Origin of the sequence: Pacificimonas flava, assembly GCF_000342165.1 — a bacterium.
Lineage (GTDB): Bacteria > Pseudomonadota > Alphaproteobacteria > Sphingomonadales > Sphingomonadaceae > Pacificimonas > Pacificimonas flava.
The window spans coordinates 15090-39855 of record NZ_AMRV01000006.1 but is presented as its reverse complement, the minus strand read 5'-3'; the positions used below and the strand labels follow the sequence as shown (position 1 = coordinate 39855).

Below are 24766 nucleotides of genomic sequence, written 5' to 3'. Positions count from 1 at the left end.
TATGGCGACGCTCGAAAAAATGCCGATGCTGCGGGAGGGCTACGATGCCATGCAGACGGAACTCCAGAAGCTGAAATCGAAGGACCGGCACGAGGTTGTGCAGGCCATTGAGGAAGCGCGTGCGCATGGCGATCTTTCGGAAAATGCCGAATATCATGCCGCCAAGGAGCGTCAGGGTCAGATCGAGGCAACGATCACGGACCTGGAGGACAAGATCAGCCGTGCTCAGATCATCGACCCGGCCGACCTGTCGGGCGACAAGGTCGTGTTCGGCGCGACGGTCAAGCTGATCGATGAGGACGACAAGGAAAAGATCTACCAGATCGTCGGTCCCTACGAGGCCGATGCGAAGGGTGGCCGCATCTCCTACACCTCACCGCTCGGTCGTGCGCTCATCGGCCGCCGCAAGGGCGACGAGGTCGAGGTTTCGACGCCGTCGGGTGAGAAGTATTACGAGATCGACGAGATCGAATTCAAGTAACCCCTTTGAATACCGGACGACACAGCGCCCCGCCGCCGGCTCTTTACAAAACGGCGCCGGCGACGGCGGCGATCGCAGCGCTCTGCGTCCTGATCTGGCTGGTGGAGCAGTTCGCCTTCCAGAACTTCATCGGTTACGGCATGGCGATGATTCCGGCGCGTCTGATGTCGGGTCTTCCTCTTGGCATGCCAGGGGTTCCGGCCGTGCTGACGCCCATCACCATGACGTTCGTTCATGCGGGCCTGGCTCACCTGCTGCTCAACATGGTTTTCTTGATCTTCATCGGGCGTTTCGTCGAACCGCTGCTCGGAAGCGGTCGATATCTCGCGCTCTATTTCGCCAGCGGCATCGTCGGAGCGCTGCTGGAGGCTGTTCTGTCTCCCGACAGCATCGTACCCTATGTCGGTGCGTCCGGGGCCATTTCCGGCGTGTTCGCTGCCCATGCCATGATCTTCGGTCGGCGCGATCCAAGCAGCAGCGAGGGGCGCCGTGCCCTTCAGCTTGCCGCCGTCTGGATCGGATTGCAGGTGGCGCTGGGACTGGTTTTCAACGGTGGCGGGGGCGGCGGAATTGCCATCTGGGCTCATGTGGGCGGATTCCTGACCGGCCTCGTGCTTGCGCTTCCGCTCGCCCGCGACGCGATTCGCACGCGCAGATAATCAGGTCGTCAGAGCGCGCGATCGTATAGCGCGATCAACCGCGTCCAGGCGCGTTCGGCAGGATCGTGTGCATAGGCGGGGCTGTCGGGGACGGTCCAACCGTGATCGGCGGGGTAGACCTCGACCTCCGCCTCTCTATTTGCTGCGATTGCGGCCTGCCTCAGCGTTGTCTTGGCGTCAGCGTCCTTGGCATCGTCATTTTGCGCGATCGCGAACAGAAACTGCGCGTCTGTACGCTCAAGAAGCCGGTGAGGGCTTTCTTCCCCGTCTCGAACAAGGCCGCCGCCATGAAATGATGCTGCCGCCTTGATCCGGTTCGGGACTGCGGCCGCGCTCCAAACGGTGAAGGGGCCGCCCATGCAGTACCCTTGCGTGCCTATCCCCTGTGTGGTGTCGACCGCGTCCTGTTCGTCAAGCCAGGCCGCATAGGCGCTGGCGTCGCGCATGATCGCATCTGCCTCCAGTTTCTCTCGCCAGGGTCCAACTGCGCTGAAGCCATTCTGATCGGCGAACGCCTCGAAGCTGGGAAATTGTTCGCCCGGGACATCGCGGTAATAGGGGTTGACCGTCAGGACGCTGTATCCCCGAGCGGCCAGCCGGCGCGACATGTCGTAAAATGCGTCTCTAAGTCCGGCAATGTCCGGCCAGAGGAGGACCGCAGCGTGCTGCCCCGCCCTGGGGTGGACCCAGAAGGCGTCCGCCTCACCATCCGGCGTTGCGATCCGCACCATGCGTTCGGACAGATCTGCCTCCGTAGCCCCGGAGGCGGGCTCAGAATCGAGGCCCGTACAGGCCGCAAGCGTGGCCGCACCGACCATGGCGCCGAACCGCCTGCGGTTTACGTCGAACATTCGCTGAAGATCGGTTTCGTCGCACATATGGCAAATCCTTCGAAATCACGCGAAGGCACAGCATAGACGTTGCCGAACAGGGAACAAGCGGGCCGGCAGGTGAATGCCCGAACCGGCCCGCCAATACGACTACTCCGTCGGCAGGAAATCGGGAACGCTGAGATAGCGTTCGCCGGTATCATAATTGAAACCGAGTACGCGCTGCGGCTTGTCGGCCTTGTCCAGATACTGCTTGATGGCCGCAAGCGTGGCGCCGGAGGAAATGCCGACCAACATGCCCTCTTCCGACGCCGATCGCCGCGCCATTTCCTTCGCATCCTCTGGATCGACCTGAATCGCGCCGTCGATGGACTGGGTATGGAGATTGTCCGGGATGAAGCCGGCGCCGATCCCCTGGATGGGATGCGGGCCAGGCTGGCCGCCGGAAATGACCGGGGAAAGGGTGGGCTCGACAGCGAAGACCTTGAGGCCGGGCATTTCCGGTTTCAGAACCTCCGCGCAGCCGGTGATGTGACCGCCCGTACCGACGCCGGTGATGAGGGCGTCGAGACCACCGTCCTTAAAATCGGCGAGAATCTCTTGCGCGGTCGTGCGCGTGTGTACCTCGACATTGGCGGGATTGTCGAACTGCTGCGGCATCCAGGCGCCGTCCGTCTGCTCGACAAGTTCGGTCGCGCGCTCGATGGCACCCTTCATGCCCTTGGCCTTGTCCGTCAGGTCGAAGGTCGCGCCATAGGCGAGCATGAGCCGGCGGCGCTCAACGGACATGGATTCCGGCATGACGAGAACCAGCTTGTAGCCCTTTACGGCCGCGACCACGGCAAGGCCGACACCCGTATTGCCGGATGTCGGCTCGATGATCGTCCCGCCGGGCTTCAGCTTTCCGCTTTTCTCCGCATCCTCAATCATGGCGAGCGCAATGCGGTCCTTGATCGAGCCGCCGGGATTGGTGCGCTCGGACTTGATCCAGACTTCATGGTCTCCAGCGAATAGACGCTGGATCCTAACGTGCGGCGTATTGCCGATCGTATCGAGAATCGTGTCAACGATCATGGGATTGTCTCCTGCAATTTTTCTTCTGGCGGTTCTTCTATCAATTCCCTGGGCGGATCGAAGGTCCGAGCGTTCCGCAGCGCCGGGAAAAAGAATGTCCACAAGCCGGTGATGACCAACGCGCCGGCACCGCCCGTCACGACCGCAGCGACCGGCCCGATCAGAAAGGCGAGACTGCCGGAGAAGAAATCGCCGAACTCGTTCGAGGCGGAAATGGTGACGAGCGAAACCGCTGAAACGCGGCCGCGCTTTTCATCCGGCGTATGAAGCTGGATGAGCGATTGGCGGATATAGACCGAAAACATGTCGGCCGCGCCGACAAAGAACAGCGCGACCAGCGATAGCGGCATACTCTTGGAGAAACCGAAAACGATGGTTGCGACCGCGAAAACGGCTACGGCGAACAGCATTCGGGGTCCGACATTCGTTTTCAGCGGGCGAAACGAGAAGATGAGCGCGGTCAGCGCAGCGCCGACAGCCGGGGCCGCGGCAAGCTGGCTGAGCCCGGGAGCGCCAACCTGAAGAATGTCGCGGGCGTAAACCGGAAACAGCGCCGTGGCGCCGGCAAGAAAGACAGCGAACAGGTCCAGCGTGATGGAGCCGAGGACGACCTTGTTGCGCCCGACATATTTCATGCCGTCGACGATCTGGCCGATCGGCCTTTTTGCGCCCGTGATCGGGCTGCGTGGCACGTCGCCGATCAGACTGAGGCAGATGATGGAAATCGAGAAAAGGACGAGAACGGCCGCATAGGGCAGGGGCGGCGCGACCTCGAAAAGATAGCCTCCGATCGCAGGGCCGACGATCATGCCGGTTTGCCACGCGATGGACGAGAGCGCGATGGCGTTCGGCAGCACCGATTTCGGCACCAGGTTGGGCGCCAGGGCGGAAAGAGCCGGACCGGCGAAGGCACGCCCGATGCCGAGTATGACGGAGATTCCGTAGAGGATCGGCAGCGCCATCGCCTCCTGCCACGTGAACCAGCAGAGGATCGCCGCGCAGAGCACCTGGAGGCCGACCATGGAACGCGCAACCGTTCGGCGGTTCAGGCGGTCGGCAGCGAGGCCGGAGAATGGTGTCAGGAGGAACAGGGGTACGAACTGAAACAGCCCGATAAGGGCCAGTTGTCCCGACGCTTCGCCGACGGTCATGCCGCCATCGCGCGCGATATTGTAGGTTTGCCAGCCGATGATCAGCAGCATCGCGTACTGACCGAGCGTCAGGGACAAACGTGAGAGCCAGTAAGCGCGAAAGTTCGCAATACGGAAGGGGTGGGGGGCACTTGCCTCGGCAAGACCCGGATCGGATCGGTCGGATGACATGGATCCGGGCTTAGCCGGTCAGCCCCGCAAGGCGAAGACGGGAATGTCTTCCCCTAGCAAAAGAATGGCTTGCCACCCGTTCTTTTCGACATCTGTCAGGCCGCCCTCACATAGTCCTGCGTCCCGCGCGTGATGACCTCGTCGCTTTCCAGAACGGTCGTGATCGGCAAATCGGACTGAGCCTGCAAACGTTCGTAAAGCGGTGCGAAATCCGCCTCCTGCGTTTCCTGTAACAGCTTTTCGAAACTGTCGATGACGAAATAGGTCTGCTGATAATCGTCGATCCGGTATTCCGTCCGCATCACGCGTTCCAGATCGAAGCCGAGGCGATTGGGGCTGGGGGAATCGAGTGAAAACACGCTTTCTCCGTGGCTGGACACGATGCCGGCGCCATAAATGCGCAAATCGTTGCCAGCTTGTCGGATCAGGCCGAACTCCACAGTGTACCAATAAAGCCGAGCCAGCTTCTTGATGCTGCCGAACTCCAGGCTTCGCAGCCCGCCCTTTCCATAGGCCTCCATATAATCCGCAAAGACCGGGTTGGCGAGCAGCGGGACATGCCCGAAGACATCGTGAAAGACGTCCGGTTCCTGCAAATAATCCAGCTGGTCGCGGCGGCGGATGAAGTTGCCGGCCGGAAAGCGGCGATTGGCGAGATGGTCGAAAAACACGTCATCCGGAACGAGGCCAGGAACAGCCACGACCGACCAGCCCGTGGCCTTCGTCAGCTTCTCGGACAGTTCCTCAAAGTTCGGAATGCCGGGCTGCGAGAGGTGGAGGACGTTCAGTCCCTCCACGAACTCGTCTGCGGCGCGCCCGGGCAGCTGCTTCGACTGACGCTCAAAAAGCAGATCCCAGACGGCGTGCTCCTCCCGGCTGAAATGATCCCAGTCCTGCGGGACAGTCCAGTCCTCTGCAGCTTCGGGCGGACGGGTGAGCTGTGGCGAACCAGTATCCATAGAAACTATTTACACCATGTGGCCCGCCATTGCGAGGGGGGCCAAGCCCCCTTCGCGTCAGCGTTCTTCAAGGGGCACGATGCGGTCGATCGTGCTGGACGTCACGCTGTGATAGCGCGCTCTTACCCTCCGATAGAGTTCCCTCGCGAAGGGCTGCCCCCACGCGCCTTCCGCCATCAGCGCCTCGAACAGGGGTTCGACGAACTTGCGCCGCCCCTGGGACGAGAGAAATTCCTCGGCGGAGGGCTTCGCGGGATCATAGCGGTTGGCGATGGCAAGGCGCAGCCACGCGAAGCGGATCTCGCTGTTGCCGCTGTCTGAGAGGCTGAGCGCGTCGTCCAGCGCCTTCAGCCGCGCCGCCGGCATTTCGCGCGGGAGGCCGTTCAGGAAGTAGAGCCGCTCCTGAGTCGTCCAGTCCCCCCAGTCTAGATCCGTGACGCTGCCGCCATCGGTGAAGGCCGCGATGCTTTCGTCCAGCCTCCCGAACCGGTCCGAGGTCGGCACGGCCGCACCCTCGGGAATGCCGGGTTGATAGACCCATGCATCAAGGTCGACCGGCGGCTCCTCGCCGGCGAACAGATGCTCACGCATATCCGCAAGCATGCCGGCGCTCGTCTGCGGCTCGAACGCGTTTCGATCGAAATAGCCGCGCAGCCATGCATCCAGCCGTTCGCGCCCGACCGCCTGTTCAACGGTGCGCAGGAAAAGGGCGCCCTTTTCATATGCGACGTCCGTCATGCCGTCGTCCGGATCGCGGCCGGCAAGGTCGAGATGAAGCTGCGTGTCGGCCGCCTCGGGTCCGCCCAGCGCCTCTATCTGCTCCTGCAGGTCCGCATAGCCGAGCGCGGCGAGCATGTCCGCGCGCTCCTTGCCATAGACCTTCTCCATGATGCGGTTCTCGAAATAGACCGTGAACCCTTCGTTGAGCCAGAAGTCGTTCCAGTTGGAGTTCGTCACCAGATTGCCCGACCAGCTGTGCGCCAGTTCATGGGCAATAAGGCTCACCAGTGAGCGGTCGCCGGCAAGGACCGTCGGCGTCACGAACGTCAGTGTCGGGTTCTCCATGCCGCCGAAGGGAAAGGAGGGCGGCAGAACCAGAAGATCGTAGCGGCCCCAGCGATAGGGACCATAGAGCGACTCTGCCGCATCGATCATCCTTTCCAGATCCTTGAACTCGCTGGCCGCACCCTCGACGACCGAGGGTTCTGCGTAGACGCCGGACCGTGGTCCGATCTCCTCGAACGCGAGGTCGCCGGCACCGATCGCAATCAGGTAGGGCGGAACGGCCTTGTCCATGTCGAAATAGAAGCTGCGCCGGCCATCACCGGCGGGCGTCGGATCGGCCTTTTCTCCCTTGGCGCCGCTCATGACCACGGTCAGGTCGTCGGGAACGCTGATCCAGGCTTCCCAGGTCTGGCGGATACCGGGGCTGTCCTGAGTCGGAATCCAGCTGCGGTTGAGGATCGCCTGACCCTGGCTGAACAGGAAGGGCTGCGTTCCGCCCGCCGTCTGCTCCGGCGTCAGCCATTGCAGGGCCGGCGCATCCGGCGCGCTGGCGTAGCGAATGACGATCTTGTCGGCGTCATCCAGCTGAACGGTCAGCGGCGCACCGTGCGCAGGATCGCTGTTGCCCAGCGACCATTCGAGCGGCGTGCCGTCCGCCTTCGTGATGCTGTCGATCTCGAGATCGCGGCTGTCGAGCACCACTTCGGTCGCGTCATCGGCGACGACGAGGTCGAGCGTTGCGGTTCCGCGCATACGCCTGGCCCCGAAATCGGCGTCGAGGTCGAGAGCGACATGTTCGACGCGCGCTTCCAGTGGCTTCGCGTAGCTGTGCTCGTCCCGGCCTTCCTCGGTCGCGTAGATCGAGTTGCTCGTCATCTCGCTGCTCTTCTCCCCGCTTGCCGGCTGGCCGATGCCATCCGGGGAACAGCCGCCAAGGAGCGCCGCGGACAGCGCGATGAGAGAAAGGTAACGCATGAACGATGCTCCATGAACGTGAAAATTTGGGGCGGTTAGCCGCGCGCCTGCTCGTGGTGGCGAATGACCTCGGCGACGATGAAGCGCAGGAACTTCTCCGAGAACTCCGGGTCGAGATTTGCGCTTTCCGCCAGAGTGCGCAGGCGTGCGATCTGCGCCTCCTCTCGGGACGGGTCGGCCGGGGGCAGCCCCTCGCGCGCCTTGTACGCACCGACAGCCTTGGTGATGCGGAATCGCTCCGCCAGGATGTGGACCAGCGCCGCATCGATATTGTCGATGCTGGCGCGATATTGTGCAAGAACGTCGGGAGTGCCTGTCATGGCGCGCACCTTTGCGGCCAATTGCGCCAGTGACAAGAGGCCAGTCATGCGCTTTTAGGGCGGTATGTTCAGTTTTGACGAAGCCTGCCGCGCATGACAGCCACCGTTCACCCCATCACCGCTCGTCCCGGTCCCGCCTCGCTCGATCCGCTGTTGCAATTGGTGGCGCCTGCACTGAACAGCGTGAACGAGATCATCCTCGCGCGGATGCAGTCCGACGTCGCGGTCATCCCGGCGCTTGCCGGTCATCTGATCTCGGGTGGCGGAAAGCGCCTGCGGCCGATGCTGACGCTGGCGAGTGCCCATCTTCTCGATTATGGCGGCACGCGGCACCACAAGCTGTCTGCCGCCGTGGAGTTCATCCATACCGCGACCTTGCTTCACGACGATGTCGTCGACGGTTCGGAGCAGCGCCGGGGAAAGAAGGCGGCGAATCTGATCTGGGGGAATCAGGCCACCGTGCTCGTCGGCGACTTCCTGTTCAGCCGCGCTTTCGAATTGATGGTCGAGGACGGGTCTCTGAAAGTGCTGAAAATCCTGTCGTCGGCGTCGGCGGTTATCGCTCAGGGCGAGGTCGACCAGCTGCAGACACAGCGCCGGATCGAAACGACGGAAGAGCGCTATCTGGATGTCATCACAGCGAAAACAGCCGTGCTTTTCGCAGCGGCTTGCCAGATTTCCGCTGTCGTGGCGGAGCGGGGCGAGGATGTGGAGGCTGCACTCGACAGCTATGGCCGCAATCTGGGTATCGCTTTCCAGCTCGTGGACGACGCCATCGACTATGCTGGGGACGGTGCGGCAATGGGCAAGGATGCAGGTGACGATTTTCGGGAGGGTAAGCTGACGCTGCCCGTGATCCTGGCCTACAAGCGCGGGGATTCCGAAGCGCGGCGCTTCTGGGAAGCGGCCATTTCCGGGGAACGCAACAGCGATGCGGATTTTGCCGAAGCGATCGAGCGCATGCGTGCGGTCGGCGCTATCGACGACACGCTGGAGCGGGCGCGGCATTACGGACGCCTGGCTGTCGACGCGATTGCTGATTTCCCCGCCGGCAAGGCGAAGAGCGCGATGACGGAAACGGTCGCCTTCGCTGTACAGCGGGCCTATTGACGCGCGCGCCGTCCTTGAGCCATTGGACTTTCCATGAGCAGCACCACCGCCCGCATCTATCAGCGCCCCCTCAACGCCATGCAGTCCGGCAAGGCGAACGGGGACGATTGGATTCTGGAATATGTGCCGGCCGACCGGCAGAACCACGATCCACTGACAGGTTGGTATGGCTCGAGCGATACGCGGCGACAAGTGAAGCTGCGATTTGAGAGCAAGGACGAGGCGCTGACCTATGCCGAGCGAATGGGTCTTGCCGTTCATGTCGAACCGCCTCGCATCCATCGTCTCAAAATTCAGGCCTACTCCGATAATTTCCGGTAGGTTGCGCAGGGCGCGAGCCCGGTTCTAACTCCTCTTTCGACCGTTTAGGGATTGAGGGAGGACTTATGCCCACCGCTGCTGAAATGCTGCAGGCCGATTTCGGTTCGCTGCCCGATGTTGCGCGTCAGCATGCCGTTGAGCATCCCGAGAAGCCAGCCCTGGTCGTCGACGACCGCAGCCTCACATGGTCGGATTTCGACGCCTATCTGGACCGCATCGCGGCCAGCCTGCAGCGCAGCGGGGTGGCGGTGGGAGAAGCGGTCAGCGTCTGCGCCGGCACCTCGCTCGACTATGCTGCGCTTTATATCGCCGTGCTGCGCGCCGGCGCGGCGACGGCGCCGATCGCGCCGAGCGTGACGGACGAGCAGATGGCGGCCATGATCGCCGATTCCGGCTCGCGATTGGTGTTCCTCGATGCGGATACGGCCGCGACCCTCGGCAGTCGGAAAGCGGATCTTTCCGCGCAGGTCATCGCCCTGGACGACAGCGACATCGGCGTCGCCTGGAAGGACTGGCTGGCTGCGGAGGGCGAACGACCGGCGCCGGTGAAAATCTTTCCCGATGGGCCGTTCAACATCATCTACTCCTCCGGGACGACCGGTATTCCGAAGGGTATCGTCCACTCGAATCTGATGCGTTGGCGGCAGGTTTCCATGGGTGGGCGCGGCAATTTTTCGGAAGCGGTTACGCTCAATTCCACGCCGCTCTATTCGAACACCACGCTCGTCAGCTTTCTGCCGACCATCGCACAGGGTGGAACGGCAGTTCTGATGCGCAAGTTCGATGCGCGCAAATATCTGGAACTGGCGGAGAGGGTGCATGCCACGCACACCATGCTGGTTCCGGTTCAGTACAAGCGCATCATGGCGGACCCGGAATTCGACCGTTTCGATCTCAGCGCCTTTCGCTTCAAGACATGCACGTCGGCGCCGTTCGCAGCCGACCTCAAGCGAGAGATCCTTCAGCGTTGGCCGGGCAAGCTGGTCGAGTATTACGGTCTGACGGAGGGGGGCTGCTCCTTCATGCTGATCGCGGACGAGTTTCCGGACAAGCTGCATACGGTCGGACAGCCGCTGCCCGGACACGAAGCGAAGTTGATAGACGATGAGGGGAGGGAGGTCGCGCCGGGGAAGGCTGGTGAAATCGTCGGCCGCTCCGGTACGATGATGACAGGGTATCTGGGCCGAGAGGACAAGACGCGCGAGATGTACTGGCACGATGCAGAGGGGGGCCTGTGGTACCGGCAGGGCGATGTTGGCCGCTTCGATGAGGACGGCTTTCTCGTCCTGACCGACCGGAAGAAGGACATGATCATTTCCGGCGGTTTCAACATCTTCCCCAGCGATATCGAGGCGGTCGCGCGGCAGTGCCCGGGTGTCGAGGATGTCTCCGTTGTCGGCGTAGCTTCTGAGTCCTGGGGGGAGACGCCGGTGGCGTTCGCCGTCGGCAGTGCCAGGGCGGAGGAGATTCGCGCCTTCACCAACGAACGGGTGGGAAAGACCCAGCGATTGGCGGATGTGGTGATGGTGGATGAGCTTCCCCGCAGCGCCATCGGCAAAGTGCTGAAGCGGGAACTCAAAGACGGCTATCGCGGCCCCGCGGCCTGAAGCCATCGCAGGCTGGCGCTGCATGCTCGGCAGCGAGCGGTGCGCGCTGCACCTTGACGCTCTCGCTCACACCGCGCATTCACCCCGCAGCGCGCGCCCGTAGCTCATCTGGATAGAGCGCGAGACTTCTAATCTTGAGGCAGCAGGTTCGAGTCCTGCCGGGCGCGCCAAGAAATGGGTTATATCGATACCGAGTTCACGGGAGACCCCTTTTCGGTATCAAATAGATATGACCGCAGAGCTTATCCCGCGGGATCCGGGCGGTAAGGTGAGGTGGTCCCGTCTTTTTGGACAGTTTGGCGGCGAAGTTAAGCTCATCCCTGTTGTGATTATGCCGCCAGTTTGGTCATCAGATCATGGGGGGCATGCCCCCCATGATCTGTTTCGCCGATCCGTCCATAGGCCTCTGCTGGCGTTTGCCCCGCCAGACCAGAGTGCGGTCGCTGCGTGTTGTAATAGGTGATCCAACGGGCAAGGCCGTTCCACAACTCAGAACCGGTCTCGAAGGCGTGGAGATAGACGCATTCATATTTGAGAGATCGCCACGGCGGCTCGATGAAGACGTTGTCCATCCAGCGACCTCGGCCATCCATGCTGATCCGCACTTCGGCATCGCGCACCACACCTGGTTCGGCCGCTCGATCACCAGCTTGCGCAACAAGTAGGGATATATCCGATGCTGCGGGTGCGGATCGCTGGTTCGAGGCCGCTGGTAGATTGGCGACAGCCCCATCTTCGCCATCAGTCGCCGGACACGTCGCCGACCGACATCATGGCCATTACGGCGCAGGTGTCGGACCATCTGGCGGCTGCCATACCACGGCATATCGAGGAACGTCGCGTCGATCACCCGCATCAGCGCCAGCGTCTCTTCGGTCTCCGGCACCGGCGTGTAGTAGTAAGACGATCGGCTGATCAGCAGAAGGCAGCATTGCGCCGCGATCGAAAGGCGCTGGTGAGCAGGCTCGATCATCGATCGCCTCCGTGCCAGGCTCATCGACCGGAGGCTTTCGCTAAAAAATTGCGTTCCACGACCAACTGCCCGATCTTGGCATGCAACTTCGTAATCTCCGCCTCGCTCGCAGCCTTCGAACCCTGATCGCCTCCTTCGAACAGGCCAGCCATGCCGTCCATCGCCTGACGCTTTCAGGTCCCGATCATCGTATGGTGGATGCGATGCTTCGCTGCCAGTTCCGCCAGCGTCAGGTCGCCCCGGATCGCTTCCATCGCCACCTTGGCCTTGAGCTGCGCGCTGTAGCGCTTCCTCGTCGTCTTCATTCCCATCCATTCCTTCAGGTCGGGATGAGCTTAACACCCTGTCCGAATTTCCGGGAACACCTCATTCTTCATGTCGGGCGCGCCTGATTTCCTTGTTGTTTTGGCGTGGATCAGATTGGCAGAGACATTCGAAGCGCGATTGCTATAACCCTTTTATGAATCTGCTCGTACGCAATCTTTCGGACCAGCTCCTTGAATTGATCAGGGATCAAATCCTGTCCGGCAAGGTGGGCACGGATCGACCCGTGCGGCAGGATGCGCTTGCCGCCGAATTCGGCGTCAGCAAGATTCCTCTGCGCGAGGCGCTGGCGCGTCTGGAGGAAGAGGGCCTGCTGCGGTCTCACGCCAATCGGGGCTATTTCGTTCGTCCCATGTCGGCGGAAGAGGCGACCGAGGTGTTCGACCTGCGCATCCTGATCGAACCCGATACGATCGCGTTGGCAGCGACGCGGGCGACAGACGAAGAACAGGAAATCGCGCGCGCGACGCTGGCGCGGCTGAACCAGGCTATGAACGAGGGCGGGGAGGGGGCGGGATCCTTCAACCGCGCCTTTCACCTTGCGCTGATCCGCCCCAGCGGGCGGCCGGCGACCATCACCATCCTAGAGCGGCTGCACATCCTGTCGGAACGCTACGTGCGGAAGCATCTGGAACCGCTCGGCAGGGACGAGCGGGCCAACGAAGAGCATCGGCAGATGCTGGACCTTTGGTTGCGCCGCGATGGAGCAGGAATCGCCAGCTTCACCCTGCAGCACATCGAGAATACGCTGAAGGATCTGACGGTTCAGTTGAACGCCTGAACGGGCGCCCGCCGATCTGCGGCAGACGCCCGGCCAACGGCCCCGGCTTATTGGCGGGGAAGGCCCTCTTCCGGCATTCCCAGTCGTCGTTTTTCGGATCGCACCATTTCGGCGACATCCTCTAGCAAGACCTTCGCGTCGTAGATGATGCCATCCTTGACCGTGTAGCGAACGCCGCCGACCCGCTCCAGCTTTTGCGTGTCTTCGTTCAGTCGAAGTGCCCCTGTTCCGTAGAGCGTCTTGAAATTCTGAAGCGGATTTTCCTTTACGATGACCATGTCGGCCAGCTTGCCGACGCGCACCGTCCCGATCGGCGGTGCGATTTCCCCTTTCGGCTCATAGAGGGTGAGGGCCCCATTCAGAGTAGCGGCCACAATGACTTGTGAGGGATTGAAGCCGGCTTCCTGCAGCAATTCCAATTCCTCCACATAACCGAAGCCATAAGGCTTGAAGATGAAACCGGAATCCGATCCGGTGGTCACCCGTCCGCCGATATTCTTGTAGTCGTTCATCAGCCGCATGAACTTCTTGTAGAAATTTCGCCATTTGACTTCCGTGGCGGTGGTCCAGTCGTAGAAGTAGGAGCCGTGATTGATCCGCGAGGAGCTATAGAAGTTCCAAAGCTGCGGCATGGTGTATTTGTCGTGCCAGTCGGCATTCCGTGCACGCATCAGGTCGCGTCCGGCCGCGTAGATCGTCATCGTCGGATCGAAGGTGACGTTGTTTTCCTTCTGCTCCTTCAGATAGTCCCACCATTCGTCGGAACCGGCATCGAAACTTTCCGCTGCCAGATTTGCGACGTTGCCGAAGCGATCCTGCTCGTCCTGATAATTATAGTCGACCGGCCAATTCTGCACCGGGCCGTTCTCGAGCATCGATTCAAAATGTCCGTAGAAATGCGTGACCGTACCCAAACCCGCCCGGCCGGCCTGCAGCGCGTTCATGCGCCCGACGCCGATCTGCGACAGATGCGCGGTCGTCCCGAGATTCAGTTTCTGCGCTTCATCCAGAATGGCTTCGACCGCTTCGGGCGGCTGGTCGTCGCCATTGAAGATCTTGATGCCGTCGATTCCCTGGCCGGCGGCCCAGCGTACCCACTCACGAGCTTTTTCCGGCGTGTCCGTGCGTCCGCCTGTCCACCCATCGCCTTGCCCGGGGCGTTGGTAGACAAAAATACGCGGCGCCACGATCTCGTTGCGCTCCGATCGTACGCGTTCGCTGAGCGAGATTTCGAATGGAGCCAAGTCCACTCCGCGGACGCTCGTGACCCCATGCGCCAGCCACAATTTGTAGGAGTAGGACAGATCCGGGGCCTTGTCCGCCGTCGAACCATGAACGTGCATGTCGATGAACCCGGGCAGGACGAACATTCCGCTAGCGTCGAGTTCATAGTCGAAATCCTGCGGTTCCCGGCCCTCGACCATAGGGAGGCCGGGTGTACCCGCCGGCAGGATGTCGGCGATGGTATCGCCCTCGACCACGATATCGACCGGTCCCCGCGGCGGTGCGCCGGTCCCGTCAATCAGCGTCGCGCCGCGGATCACGAACCGATTATAAGGTCCGAAGCCCTCCTCTGCGCCCCGTTGCGGTGCAGGATTGGCCCCGGCGCGCGGCTTGACCGCTTCTACAGTCTCCGGCTCCGGGTCCTGATGCGCAAGCGCATTGCCGCCGAGCGCAAAGGCGCACAGGGCGAGGGCAATGGCGTTCCGAGGTAAAGCGTTTCTGGAAAACATGTCTTTGGTCCCCCTGTTCAAAATCGATGCGTCAGCTGCCCCCCGCAGCTAAATGGGCCGGTAACATTGCCGCCGGCCCGACCAAATTCCCTCCGGCGTTTCCGCCCACCCTTATTCAGTGACGAAGGGCGTGGTGACAATGTCGGGTTCGGCGCCCGTCTTGGACTCGGCCACGATCCTCGCCACCTCATCCATCACCGCGGCATTGTTGATGACGATGCCGTCCTTGATGGTGTGCACGATCCCCTGCGTCCGGTACATTTGACGGCTCTCGTCCATCTTGATGGAGCCGAAGGGATAAAGATATTTGAAGTCCTCGGCGGGATTGCCGTCGACCAGCAGGAGGTCAGCGATATAACCCTCCTGCACCAGACCCAGCCTGGGCTCCTTCAAGGTCTTGGCGCTGTTATATGTCGCGGCTTGAAGAACCTCGAGAGGATGCAGGCCTGCTTCGAGGAGCAGTTGCAGCTCGCGGATGTTTCCGAAACCGCCGGTCGACCACTGAAAATTGTCGTCCGTGCCGTAGGCGATCATGCCGCCCTTCTTGTTGAACTCGAAGATCAGGTCGCCCCATAGTCTATAGAGGTAGGACCAGGATGCCTCATCCTGCGAAGTCCAGTCGAACTGGAAGGCGGCGTGGTTCTCCGGGTTGGGCAGGTGCCATTCCCACAATTGCTGATGCGTATACTTTTCGTGCCACGGCAGTCCCTGCGCCCGGACAATGTCGCGGTTCGCCTCGTATGTGGCGCGGTTGGGCTGCATGATCACGCCGGTCTCGATGAGTTCGTCGACAACGTCGCCCAAGAGGCGCTCGCGCGTTTCGGGATTGCGTCCGACTTCCTCCCAAACGCGGGCGGCTTCTCGGAACCGGGCATTCTCGTCGAAGAAATTATAGTCGCGAGGATAATCCTGCACCCCGCGATCAAGCGCCGATTCCGCATAGCCGTAGTGGTGAACGATCATCGTGACACCCAGCTTGGCAGCGTCGAGTGCATTGATCTGCGAGGTACTGGATGGCTGAACATGGAGGGCGGTCAGTCCGCCGGCTGCATCCACTGCCTCCGCCGCAGCGCCGAACAGATCGCGGTCCCACGCAAGCTGGTTCAAGTAGACTTGCCGAACGCCCTTTGCCGCCATGGCCTCGGCGACCTCCTCCGCCATGGCCGGATCGCGAAGTTCTTCGTCGGAATAATCGGTGAGGCTGCCCCATCCGTAGATCGGGAACAGGCGCGGTGCCAGAATGCGGTTCGCCTTCACATCTGCCAAGGTCGGCTGCACGCGCTCCGATTCGGCAGGACCCACCGATGTCACGCCAGTCGCAAGTTGCAGATAATATATATAATCCAGAGGAAGTTCGTCCTCCCGCAGATGCAGGTGAAGGTTCAGCATGCCGGGCATGACATATTTGCCGTCGCCCTCGATGATGCGCTCGCCGGTCAGACGGTTCTCCTCTGCATTCGGCGCATGCGGATTGTACCGCTGCAATTTCGAGATGACGTTCCCGTTGATCAGAATATCATAGGGGCCGCGCGCCGGTCCGCCATGACCCGGCAGCACCATCACGTTGCGAAGGACAAGGCTCTTGTAAGGCCCCTGTGCCAGATCGCCGTAGGTTTGCGTGCTGGACGGATTGGGCTTCAATTCGACGGTGCCGAGTTGCGCCGAAACCGGCGCCGCCAGCAGCGTTCCCGCCAGCGCCGCGCCTATAAAGCCGGCAAGAAACCTCGTGCGCGCGTTCCCGTTTTTCATGTGATCCCCTCCTACTGTCCCCTGGTTCCCCGACCCTTCAGTTTCCCGCTTCGTCCTCCGGCGAGTCCTCGAAAGGCGTTTCCACTGCTGAAACATGATTGAGCGCAACCACCCATTTGCCGCCGACCTTGCGCATCAGACGCGTGTTGATACCGAACAGTGGATGTTCCGGTCGATCGAGATGGAAGCGGGTGATGAGCTGCGCCGCGTCCGGCGCCAGCATCCATATCTGGTAATCGAAAAATCGAAGCTCGCCGCGCTGTTCCGGCGATGCGCCGTAATCTCGCACATAATGGTCCAGCGTGCCCTGCCAGCCGTCCTGAAAGCGTCCGCGCGACACGAACACCACGTCCGGGTTCAGGAAGCCGTCCATATAGGCTTCGAAGTCGCCTTCGTTCCAGGCGGCCGACATGCGCTCGCTTGCCTGGCGAATGGCCTCGGTTTCGGCGGCTTCGTCAAATCCTTCAGCGCTATTCTGGTCGCGTGCCGGCGACGGCTGGGAGCAGGCCGCCATGGCTGAAAGCAGCAGGGCGACCGGGACGGCGCGGGACACTGCTGCTCGTTTACGGCGCGGCATCGGCCCCGGCCTTCTGTTCCTGAATAAAGCGGTCCATTTCCGCGACAAGCGTGTCGAGCGGCACCGATCCCATGTTGATGATCGCGTCATGGAACGGCCGCTGATCGAAATCATCGCCGAGTTCTGCCTGCGCCTTGGCGCGGAGGTCGCGAATGGTCATCTCGCCCAGCTTGTAAGCGAGCGCCTGACCCGGCCAGGCGATGTAGCGATCGATCTCATTTTCAACGTCGATGCGGGCAAGGGCGGTGTTGGCCAGCAGATAATCGATCGCCTGCTGGCGGCTCCAGCCATAGTGATGGATGCCGGTGTCGATGACGAGACGCGCCGCGCGCCACATCTCGAAGGTCTGCCGCCCGAACTCTTCATAAGGGGTGTCGTAAACGCCGAGCACCGTGCCGAGCCACTCGCAATAAAGCCCCCACCCTTCGCCATAGCCGGAGAAATAGGTCTGGCGCCGGAAATCCGGCCGGTCGGGCGCCTCCAGCGCCATGGCTGCCTGATGGCTGTGACCCGGCACGCACTCGTGCAACGTCAGCGCGGTCAGGTTGTAGAGGGGGCGCGACGGCAGATCGTAGGTGTTCATCAAACAGGATTCGAGGCCGCCGCGACCCGACGTGTAGATCGGTGCCAGCTCGTCCGGAACCGGCAGGACCGTGAAGCGGTAGCGGGGCAGGACCGTGAACAGGTCCTTTAGCTTCCCGTCCACGCGCTTCGCGACATAGGCGGAGAAGGACAGAAGCTCCTTGGGTGTTTTCGCATAAAATTGCGGGTCCGTGCGAAGGAACTCCAGAAACTCCTCGAAGCTGCCATCGAAGCCGGTTTCCGCAATGGTCGCGTCCATATCCGCCCGGATGCGGGCGACTTCCTTCAATCCAAGTTCATGAATGTCCTCAGCCGTCATGTCGAGCGTCGTGTATTCGCGGATTTGTGATTGATAAAAGGCGGGACCGTCCGGAAGGTTCTCCGCCATGATGTCCTCATTCGCGCTCGGAATGTAATCCTCGCGCATGAAGGTCAGCAACTTGGCATAGGCCGGCGCGACGATATCGCGAACCACCTGCTCAGCCTCCGCAGCCAGACGTTTCCGTTCGGCAGCAGGCACGGAATCGGGAATGTTCATGAAGGTTTTCATGAACGGATTGTCTGATCCCAGATCAGTATAGGGGACGATCGTCTCATCACGGCCAAGGGTGGAAACCTTGGGGACGGTAAAGCCGCGCGCCAGTCCTGCCCGCATATTCTCGATATTCTCGTCAAAATAGCGTGGAATGTCTCGCATGCGGCCGAGAAGCTTCCGATACTCATCGGCCTCTGAAGGCGGGGTGCGCGGGTTCAGGCCGCCCCAGAAGAACGTGTCGCTGTTGAACGGCCGCTCGTACCGTTTGTAGCGCAGATTGTTTGCATCCGCCGCGATCTTTGTGCGGAAAACGGCGTAATTGATCCGCTCCTCGGGCGACAGGCGGTCCACGTCGATCTTTTCGAGTTGCGCCAGGACATCCGTCCAGTAGGCGAGCCTGCGGGCCTGCGCCTCAGGCGTGACGGACGGCAGGTGATCGGTGGGCTCGGATCTGCCATTCTCATCGGTTTCTTCGGCAAATTCCTGCAGGCTCCATTCCCATTCCGCCTCGTAAAGCGCCTGCAGCGCGCGATCTGCGTCGCTTTCGGGTTGCTCGGCAGAGATCGTCGCCGACTGTGCCACTGCCGACATGGGAAAACCGCAGCCCGAGACGAGCGCGACGAGGCCGGACAATAGGAAAATATGGTGCTTCAAGATTCTGCTTCCTGCAAATTGAGGCTGCACGTTGGCGGCGATGAGGAGGAGGGTGAGGGCGCAGCCGTCAGGCGCGGCCTCGGTCCGAACGGCGATTTAGCTCTCACCATGGATGGCCCCGGGTGCGCGCAGGCAAGCCGCCAGCCTGGCGCCGAGTGCGCACACCCGTCCTCATCGCTTGGCCGCATCAGAAATCGCGTCAAAGGCTTTCCCCTCCCGACTCGTATACGATATACTTGACGGTGAGATCGTCAACCCGTTTGGTTGGTGGATCGTGAGGCGCCTGTCTCGCAGGGTGCTGACGATGGGCGGAGACATGACAGAGAAGAAAAAACAGGTGTTGCCATATGAATGATGAACCGGAACGGATTTCCCTTTCCCTGACGGACGTCCGCGCGCTGGCGGTACGGGTTCTCGAGGCGAACGGCCTCGGCCCGGCGCATGTCGATTTCGTCGCCGACACCATTCTGGCCGGCGAACGCGACGGGTGCGCCGCGCACGGCATCTATCGGCTGACGAACTGCGTAAAGACGCTGCGCGCAGGGAAGGTAAACCCGAACGCCGTGCCTAAGGAATTGTCCGCGGCCTCGGCCGTTACGCGGATCGATGCGGATGGCGGCTTCGCACAGGCGGCGTTCGCAGCCGGCCTTCCGCGCCTCGTGGAGCGGACGCGCAGTTATGGAATTGGAATCCTGGCGATCAACCGATGCGTGCACTTCGCCGCCCTGTGGCCGGAAATCGAGGCGGTCGTGGAGCAGGGACTGGTCGCGTTCGCCTGCACGCCCAGCCATGCCTGGGTCGCGCCAGCCGGCGGCAACGCCCCCCTGTTCGGCACGAACCCGATAGCGTTTGGCTGGCCGCGTCCCGGCGAACACCCCTTCGTTTTCGACTTCGCAACCAGCGCCGCGGCCCGCGGAGAGATTGAACTGCATGCCCGTGCCGGAAAGCCGATTCCGGAGGGTTGGGCGATCGACGAGGATGGTTGTTCGACCACCGATGCGGCCGCGGGGCTCTCAGGATCGCTGCTGACATTCGGCGGACATAAGGGATCGGCCCTCTCCGCGTTGGTCGAACTGCTGGCGGGACCGTTGATCGGCGACATGACGAGCGCCGAATCGCTGTCTTATGATGATGGTGCAAAGGCGTCGCCGTTCGGCGGTGAGATCATCATTGCCATCGACCCAGAAGGGGTGCTTGGCGAAGCGGCGGCGGCGCACATCGCCCGCGCCGAAGGCCTTTTCGAAGCGATCCTCGCGCAGGGTGCGCGCTTACCTTCCGAGCGGCGTTATGCCAGCCGGCGACGGAGTGCCGTCGAAGGCGTCACCGTGCCGAAGCAACTGTATGATGAGATTGTGAGCTATGCCTAGAACGGCGAAAGATGCGGCAGTCAGCCACTGATCCCCACCGTTAAGCCTTGCGCGTTCGGAATAAGGTATACAATATTGTGGCGGCCGGTTCCTGCGTTTCGCGCGATCCGTGCAAGGGGGAGAAGTGAAGATGCCCAATCCGGTTTTAGGGCCAGTCAAGTCGATCGGTGTGGAGACCATACTCGAACGTGACCGGCGCCTGCGTCCGACCTTGTCGTGGCCGCACCTGATCGCCATGGGAATTGGCGCCATCGTGGGCACGGGCATCTATACCTTGACCGGTGTCGGCGCCGAGCGCGCGGGGCCGGCCGTAATCCTGTCCTTTGCCGTTGCGGGCCTGGTATGTGCCTGCGCGGCGCTTGCCTATGCGGAACTCGCGACCCTGATCCCGAAGGCGGGCGGCGCCTATACCTACACCTATTCGGTCATTGGAGAGGTTCTGGCATGGGTCGTCGGCTGGAGCCTTATTCTGGAATATTCGCTTGCTTGCAGCACGGTAGCGGTGGGCTGGTCGGCGTATCTCGTCGGCTGGATCAGCGCGGCGGGTGTCGATCTGCCGCCGATGCTGCTGTCCGGACCGCACGCGGGGGGCATTATCAACCTACCGGCCGTTCTCGTGGCGCTGGCGATCGCTGGACTGCTTATTTCGGGCACGCGTGAAAGCGCGACGCTGAACATCTTCCTCGTCGTCATCAAAATGTCGGCGCTGGCTCTGTTCGTGGCGCTGGCGCTGCCATCCTTCACCGGAGAGAACATGCAGCCATTCATGCCATACGGCTTCGGCAGCCATGTCATAGGTGGAGAGACGCGCGGGGTCATGGCGGCGGCGGCAATTGTCTTCTTCGCATTTTACGGGTTCGATGCGGTTGCCACCTCGGCGGAGGAAGCGAAAAATCCCGGACGGGATCTGACAATCGGTATCCTGGGCTCCATGGCGGCCTGCACCCTCATCTACATGGCGGTCGCCATTGCCGCCGTCGGCGCCGTCAACCACGTCCTCGTCGCCGGGTCGGAGGAACCGCTGGCATTCGTGCTGCGGGCACTCGACCACCCCTTCGCCGCGTGGCTGATCGGCATGGCGGCGCTTGTTGCGCTCCCTTCGGTCATCCTCGTGATGATGTACGGTCAAAGCCGTATCTTCTTCGTCATGGCGCGCGATGGCCTGCTGCCGCAGCGTCTCAGCAGGGTTTCACGCCGATCGGGCACGCCGGTCCTGATCACGGCCATCACCGGCGTCTTCGTCGCGGCCGTGGCCGGCTTTTTCCGATTGGACGAGATCGCAGAACTCGCGAACGCCGGAACGCTGCTGGCCTTCATTCTGGTCGGTGCCTGCCTGATGGTCCTACGCCGCCGCGCGCCGGACCTTCCGCGCGTTTTCCGGTGCCCGCAGCCCTATCTTGTCGGCGCCCTGGCGATCCTCGGCTGTGTCTACCTGCTCGTGAGTTTGCCGACGCTGACCTTGATACGGTTTGCGGGATGGAACGCGGTGGGTCTGCTGGTTTATCTAGTTTACGGTCGCACCCACAGCGCGCTGCGCCGGGAAGGGGGCGAGGCTGTTGCTTCTCTGGAACCGGCGCCGAAATGATGTGAATCCACGCCTTATGCCACGCCATCGCTTCCGGGAAAGGGCATCATCAAGATCTTCTTCTACCCCAATGCCGATATTGGCACCGCCACGGCCCAGATGACGTCCACTTTGCAGACGGTGCTGAACAACATGCCGCCGACCGTGACGACGCCGCTGATCCTGAGCTACGGGAGGTCAACCGTGCCGCTCCCGCAATTGGCGCGTCTGGGCGAAGGCATGTCGGAACAGGAACGGTTCGACGCCGGCCAGGCGGGGCGGCGGGTCGCCTACTCCGTTCGTTCCATAAGGTCGACAAGCTCGTCGCGCCAGAACTTTGCCCAAGTATGGGTGCTATGCCCCTGGGTCTCGAAATCCTCGGGTATCAGAATGTAACGCACCGTCGGCATGCGTTCGGCGGCGGCCTCGGCGAGTTGCAGGCTGGGCGGGTTGATGAAGTCGTCCGCGGAATTCATCCACGTCATGGGAACACGGATCGTTTCGAGATCCGGCCATGGATTGTAGTTTCGTGACGAGTTGAAATAATACAAATAATCGTTCGCATCGATGGCGGGCACCGCACTCTCGACCCGCTCCTTCAAATAGGCTTCGGCAGCTTCGCGCGTGGGATACTCCCGCTGCAGGAAGGCGGGCGCAGAGCCGGCAATGATGCCCAGATAGGTGGCGCCGCGAATGCCGTGGACCGGCTGCGTCTGGTAATCGCCGTTCTGCCAAGCGGGATCGGTGCGGATCATGTCCATGGCCGCGGCACGCCACATGCGATTGCGTCCGGCGATTTCCGCAGGCTGGCAGGCCATCGGCATGGCGGCCTTCGCAAAATCGGGATCTTTTTCGGCCCACGCGAAGATGTGCATGCAGCCCATGGAAGTGCCGAAAGCGAGCCTGAGCGTCTCGACGCCCAGACCGTCGCGCAGCAGCCGACGCTGCGCCTCGATCATGTCGTCGTAATCATATTCCGGAAAATCCATGCGAAGTCCGTCGCTTGGCTTCGTCGAACCGCCATGACCGATATTGTCCGGGAGAATGATGTAGTAGCGTGAGACGTCGAGGGGCTGTCCCGGTCCGAATAGAAGATCGGTGAAGCGCGGCCGCAGGAACTGCGCTCCGGTACCACCGGTTCCGTGAAGAATCATGATGGCATTGTCGATCTGGCCATCTGCGTTGCGGTGGGGTGTGCCCAGCGTTCGATAATGAATGCGGAGCTGGTCCAGTGTCTCGCCGGTGCCGAACGTGAAACCATCGATCAGGAAATCCGCTTCCTTGGCAGCGGTCGCGTCGAAGGGAACGGCCTCAGCCGCGATGCTCGCCGCGTCCGTTGGCGGAGCGGCGGGAACTGCCGGGCTGGATTGCTCCACCGCCTGACCCGCCGGTTGGGCGTTTACGCTTTGGCTAAGCCCGAGAAGAATTGCAGTGCACGTCGCGCTGACCTTCCTCTTCGTGCCGCGGCTGGTGTTCCAAAGACTGACAGCGTTTTCGGAGCGTCCTGCGCCCCCCTTCGATCCTGTCACGATGTTCGATCTCCCTCGTCTGATTTTGTGCGTTGCTGAACCCCGGGTTGGGGCTTCGTAACTCATATCCCGTTCTTTTTTCTAGCCTTCCGTAGAAGCGGGTAGATCTGTCGAAAGTAATATAAATACCCATAACGATCCCAGAAGATTCATAAAGACCCGGTTGGCTGCGTGGAAAAAACTTAAATTCCCAACAGCCTTGCCAGCATATATTATTTGGTATACGGTTTAGTGGGATTGAGGGAAGGGGACTGTCATGTTGAGCAGGCGCAACATCTTGGCCGGCGGCACCGGTCTCCTGGCTGCGGCCGGAGCAGCGCAGCCCTTTGCGCTTTCCGCACAGGAGCGCGGGGCCTCTGTCGATGGCAGCCGATCCGCATCGCTGTTTCTGCCTGATGACGGGCCGGCACCGGCCACCATCGATCGGCTGCCGCTGGACTGGAGCAAGGAACGTACGCGGACACTGCAGGCGCAGCTCGAGCGCGCCGGTTATGACGGCATTCTGCTCACCAACCAGTGGAACATCATTTATTTTACGGGTCTCTGGCACACGACGACGGAGCGGATGATCCATTGCTTCATCCCGACCCAGGGTTCCTCGCCGATCTGGTTCTATCCTGCGCTCGACCGCGACCTGATCCGCAGCTGGTGGTTCGAGGACGGCGACATGTATTTCGACTGGCTCGATGTCGCCGGCGCCATGCCGAACGAAGGGATCGTCAAGAAGGGGCCGACACGCGACCTCTGGGTCTGGCTGATGGAGGGACTGAAGCGCCGCGGGTTCGCTGGCCGCCCGCTTGCGGTGGACAAGGAACTGGTTCCGACGGCGCAGAAGAAGGTGGTGGACGTCCTCGGTTCGCCGATGGCCGCCGCGGACGACCTGTGTCTGGCGATGCGCATGCGCAAGACGCCGCTGGAGATCGCGTTGACGCGGCGCGCCTATTCCTACTTCGATCGTATCCACGCCTTTGCGCGGGACCTGATCCTGACCCACGGAACCGATCTCGTCGATTATGAGGTCGCCCACGCCGCCGAGAAATTCGGCACGGATCTGATCATGAACGATCTGAATTTCGACGGAAAGCCGCACAGCGCGGTGGGGGTCAGCGTTGGCGTCAAATGCCGCGCCGGCCAGCCGACCGGTTATCCGCATCCGAACCAATTCTACTACAACAAGGTGGAGCGCGGCCAGGCCCTTCAAGTGTCGGGTGTCGTCCGCATCGGTGGTTGTGGCGGCGAATGTTACCGCCCCTACATGATCGGGCCCCGTACCGCGCATATGGAGAAGATATGGACGGGCGCACGCGATGCATGCCTGATGCAGAAGGACCTGTCGCGTAAGGGCACGGAGTGCGCCGACGTCGCTTATGCGATCCATGAATTGCAGGTTGGCCGGGGTCTGCAGGACTATATCTATCACCGGCCCGCGCATGGTGAGGGCATGGAGGGGCACCAACCGCCCTATCTCGCCCTCGGCGATCATACCATTCTCGACACCGGCATGATGTTTTCGGTCGAGCCGGGTCTTTTCGACCCGCAAACCGGTGTCGGCGCGAACTTTTCGGACGGATTCATTGTGCAGGACGAGGGACCGTCCCTGCAGATGTCGCGGCTACCATGGAGTGAGGAGTGGGCGTTCATCGACATCTAGTGGGGCCGGCGGAGTGAATGGATCCGGGGGGAGGCCAGTCATTTTCGAAAGAGGGGGGTTCAGTGAGAACAGCAGCTTTTAAGT

20 protein-coding genes, 1 tRNA gene and 1 pseudogene are annotated in these 24766 nt (G+C 61.7%); 10 read left to right on the top strand and 12 right to left on the bottom strand.

Going from position 1 to position 24766, the window contains the following annotated elements; genetic code table 11:
* Position 1: 1 nt before the first annotated feature.
* Complete coding sequence (gene greA / locus C725_RS09530; RefSeq protein WP_008602386.1) at positions 2-481, top strand: transcription elongation factor GreA; 480 nt, start codon at positions 2-4, stop codon at positions 479-481.
* A 5-nt stretch (positions 482-486) separates the two neighbouring features.
* Entirely contained in the window at positions 487-1140 is a 654-nt protein-coding gene (locus C725_RS09525) for a rhomboid family intramembrane serine protease (RefSeq protein ID WP_008602384.1), read from the top strand.
* Positions 1141-1148: 8 nt separating this feature from the next.
* On the opposite strand, the gene C725_RS09520 is transcribed toward C725_RS09525, so the two are convergent.
* From C725_RS09520 to C725_RS09495, 6 genes are all read right to left on the bottom strand, one after another.
* A complete protein-coding gene (locus C725_RS09520) occupies positions 1149-2018 on the bottom strand; it encodes a dienelactone hydrolase family protein (RefSeq protein WP_008602383.1) in 870 nt (289 codons plus the stop codon).
* Positions 2019-2120: 102 nt separating this feature from the next.
* Complete coding sequence (gene cysK, locus C725_RS09515; protein WP_008602381.1) at positions 2121-3044, bottom strand: cysteine synthase A; 924 nt, start codon at positions 3042-3044, stop codon at positions 2121-2123.
* The gene (locus C725_RS09510; RefSeq protein ID WP_051051309.1) at positions 3041-4366 is read right to left on the bottom strand and encodes an MFS transporter; all 1326 of its coding nucleotides are present in this window, start codon (positions 4364-4366) and stop codon (positions 3041-3043) included. The genes cysK and C725_RS09510 overlap by 4 nt, the downstream gene beginning before the upstream one ends.
* 95 nt (positions 4367-4461) lie before the next feature.
* Positions 4462-5325 (bottom strand): phenylalanine 4-monooxygenase, encoded by an 864-nt coding sequence (gene phhA, locus C725_RS09505; RefSeq protein ID WP_008602377.1) that lies wholly within the window; start codon positions 5323-5325, stop codon positions 4462-4464.
* A 57-nt stretch (positions 5326-5382) separates the two neighbouring features.
* On the bottom strand, positions 5383-7305 hold the full coding sequence (locus tag C725_RS09500; RefSeq protein ID WP_008602375.1) for a M1 family metallopeptidase: 1923 nt from the start codon (positions 7303-7305) through the stop codon (positions 5383-5385).
* 35 nt (positions 7306-7340) lie between these two features.
* Complete coding sequence (locus C725_RS09495; protein WP_038282754.1) at positions 7341-7625, bottom strand: chorismate mutase; 285 nt, start codon at positions 7623-7625, stop codon at positions 7341-7343.
* A 93-nt stretch (positions 7626-7718) separates the two neighbouring features.
* Here C725_RS09495 and C725_RS09490 point away from each other — a divergent pair, with 93 nt between their 5' ends.
* From C725_RS09490 to C725_RS09475, 4 genes are all read left to right on the top strand, one after another.
* The gene (locus tag C725_RS09490) at positions 7719-8735 is read left to right on the top strand and encodes a polyprenyl synthetase family protein (RefSeq protein WP_008602371.1); all 1017 of its coding nucleotides are present in this window, start codon (positions 7719-7721) and stop codon (positions 8733-8735) included.
* A 33-nt stretch (positions 8736-8768) separates the two neighbouring features.
* Entirely contained in the window at positions 8769-9056 is a 288-nt protein-coding gene (locus C725_RS09485) for an ETC complex I subunit (RefSeq protein ID WP_008602370.1), read from the top strand.
* Positions 9057-9121: 65 nt separating this feature from the next.
* Positions 9122-10663, top strand: a complete 1542-nt coding sequence (locus tag C725_RS09480) for a class I adenylate-forming enzyme family protein (protein ID WP_008602369.1) — start codon at positions 9122-9124, stop codon at positions 10661-10663.
* A gap of 93 nt (positions 10664-10756) precedes the next feature.
* Positions 10757-10833, top strand: a tRNA-Arg gene (locus tag C725_RS09475).
* Between the two features lie 159 nt (positions 10834-10992).
* On the opposite strand, the pseudogene C725_RS09470 reads toward C725_RS09475, so the two are convergent.
* Positions 10993-11941: pseudogene (locus C725_RS09470) on the bottom strand (integrase core domain-containing protein).
* A gap of 155 nt (positions 11942-12096) precedes the next feature.
* Between C725_RS09470 and C725_RS09460 the strand changes: the two are divergent.
* Positions 12097-12741, top strand: a complete 645-nt coding sequence (locus C725_RS09460; protein ID WP_008602361.1) for a GntR family transcriptional regulator — start codon at positions 12097-12099, stop codon at positions 12739-12741.
* Positions 12742-12788: 47 nt separating this feature from the next.
* On the opposite strand, the gene C725_RS09455 is transcribed toward C725_RS09460, so the two are convergent.
* From C725_RS09455 to C725_RS09440, 4 genes are all read right to left on the bottom strand, one after another.
* Entirely contained in the window at positions 12789-14474 is a 1686-nt protein-coding gene (locus C725_RS09455; RefSeq protein ID WP_008602359.1) for an amidohydrolase family protein, read from the bottom strand.
* Between the two features lie 111 nt (positions 14475-14585).
* The gene (locus C725_RS09450; protein WP_008602358.1) at positions 14586-16223 is read right to left on the bottom strand and encodes an amidohydrolase family protein; all 1638 of its coding nucleotides are present in this window, start codon (positions 16221-16223) and stop codon (positions 14586-14588) included.
* Positions 16224-16260: 37 nt separating this feature from the next.
* Entirely contained in the window at positions 16261-16776 is a 516-nt protein-coding gene (locus C725_RS09445; protein WP_008602354.1) for a YybH family protein, read from the bottom strand.
* Positions 16777-16786: 10 nt separating this feature from the next.
* Positions 16787-18508 (bottom strand): DUF885 domain-containing protein, encoded by a 1722-nt coding sequence (locus C725_RS09440; protein ID WP_051051327.1) that lies wholly within the window; start codon positions 18506-18508, stop codon positions 16787-16789.
* Between the two features lie 410 nt (positions 18509-18918).
* Between C725_RS09440 and C725_RS09435 the strand changes: the two genes are divergently transcribed.
* Together C725_RS09435 and C725_RS09430 are read left to right on the top strand one after the other, a co-directional pair.
* Positions 18919-19938 (top strand): Ldh family oxidoreductase, encoded by a 1020-nt coding sequence (locus C725_RS09435; RefSeq protein WP_008602350.1) that lies wholly within the window; start codon positions 18919-18921, stop codon positions 19936-19938.
* Positions 19939-20068: 130 nt separating this feature from the next.
* Entirely contained in the window at positions 20069-21523 is a 1455-nt protein-coding gene (locus tag C725_RS09430) for an amino acid permease (protein WP_008602349.1), read from the top strand.
* A 269-nt stretch (positions 21524-21792) separates the two neighbouring features.
* Here C725_RS09430 and C725_RS09425 read toward each other — a convergent pair whose 3' ends face one another.
* Entirely contained in the window at positions 21793-22878 is a 1086-nt protein-coding gene (locus tag C725_RS09425; protein ID WP_008602347.1) for an alpha/beta fold hydrolase, read from the bottom strand.
* A gap of 409 nt (positions 22879-23287) precedes the next feature.
* Between C725_RS09425 and C725_RS09420 the strand changes: the two genes are divergently transcribed.
* Positions 23288-24682 (top strand): M24 family metallopeptidase, encoded by a 1395-nt coding sequence (locus C725_RS09420; protein WP_038282753.1) that lies wholly within the window; start codon positions 23288-23290, stop codon positions 24680-24682.
* The last annotated feature ends 84 nt before the right edge of the window (positions 24683-24766 follow it).

Bases quoted from the DNA above. Each gene is read 5' to 3' on its own strand.
- greA (WP_008602386.1), top strand. From the start codon at position 2: ATGGCGACGCTCGAAAAAATGCCGATGCTGCGGGAGGGCTACGATGCC.
- C725_RS09520 (WP_008602383.1), bottom strand. From the start codon at position 2,018: ATGTGCGACGAAACCGATCTTCAGCGAATGTTCGACGTAAACCGCAGG.
- cysK (WP_008602381.1), bottom strand. From the start codon at position 3,044: ATGATCGTTGACACGATTCTCGATACGATCGGCAATACGCCGCACGTT.
- C725_RS09510 (WP_051051309.1), bottom strand. From the start codon at position 4,366: ATGTCATCCGACCGATCCGATCCGGGTCTTGCCGAGGCAAGTGCCCCC.
- phhA (WP_008602377.1), bottom strand. From the start codon at position 5,325: ATGGATACTGGTTCGCCACAGCTCACCCGTCCGCCCGAAGCTGCAGAG.
- C725_RS09500 (WP_008602375.1), bottom strand. From the start codon at position 7,305: ATGCGTTACCTTTCTCTCATCGCGCTGTCCGCGGCGCTCCTTGGCGGC.
- C725_RS09495 (WP_038282754.1), bottom strand. From the start codon at position 7,625: ATGACAGGCACTCCCGACGTTCTTGCACAATATCGCGCCAGCATCGAC.
- C725_RS09490 (WP_008602371.1), top strand. From the start codon at position 7,719: ATGACAGCCACCGTTCACCCCATCACCGCTCGTCCCGGTCCCGCCTCG.
- C725_RS09485 (WP_008602370.1), top strand. From the start codon at position 8,769: ATGAGCAGCACCACCGCCCGCATCTATCAGCGCCCCCTCAACGCCATG.
- C725_RS09480 (WP_008602369.1), top strand. From the start codon at position 9,122: ATGCCCACCGCTGCTGAAATGCTGCAGGCCGATTTCGGTTCGCTGCCC.
- C725_RS09460 (WP_008602361.1), top strand. From the start codon at position 12,097: ATGAATCTGCTCGTACGCAATCTTTCGGACCAGCTCCTTGAATTGATC.
- C725_RS09455 (WP_008602359.1), bottom strand. From the start codon at position 14,474: ATGTTTTCCAGAAACGCTTTACCTCGGAACGCCATTGCCCTCGCCCTG.
- C725_RS09450 (WP_008602358.1), bottom strand. From the start codon at position 16,223: ATGAAAAACGGGAACGCGCGCACGAGGTTTCTTGCCGGCTTTATAGGC.
- C725_RS09440 (WP_051051327.1), bottom strand. From the start codon at position 18,508: ATGTCGGCAGTGGCACAGTCGGCGACGATCTCTGCCGAGCAACCCGAA.
- C725_RS09435 (WP_008602350.1), top strand. From the start codon at position 18,919: ATGAATGATGAACCGGAACGGATTTCCCTTTCCCTGACGGACGTCCGC.
- C725_RS09430 (WP_008602349.1), top strand. From the start codon at position 20,069: ATGCCCAATCCGGTTTTAGGGCCAGTCAAGTCGATCGGTGTGGAGACC.
- C725_RS09420 (WP_038282753.1), top strand. From the start codon at position 23,288: ATGTTGAGCAGGCGCAACATCTTGGCCGGCGGCACCGGTCTCCTGGCT.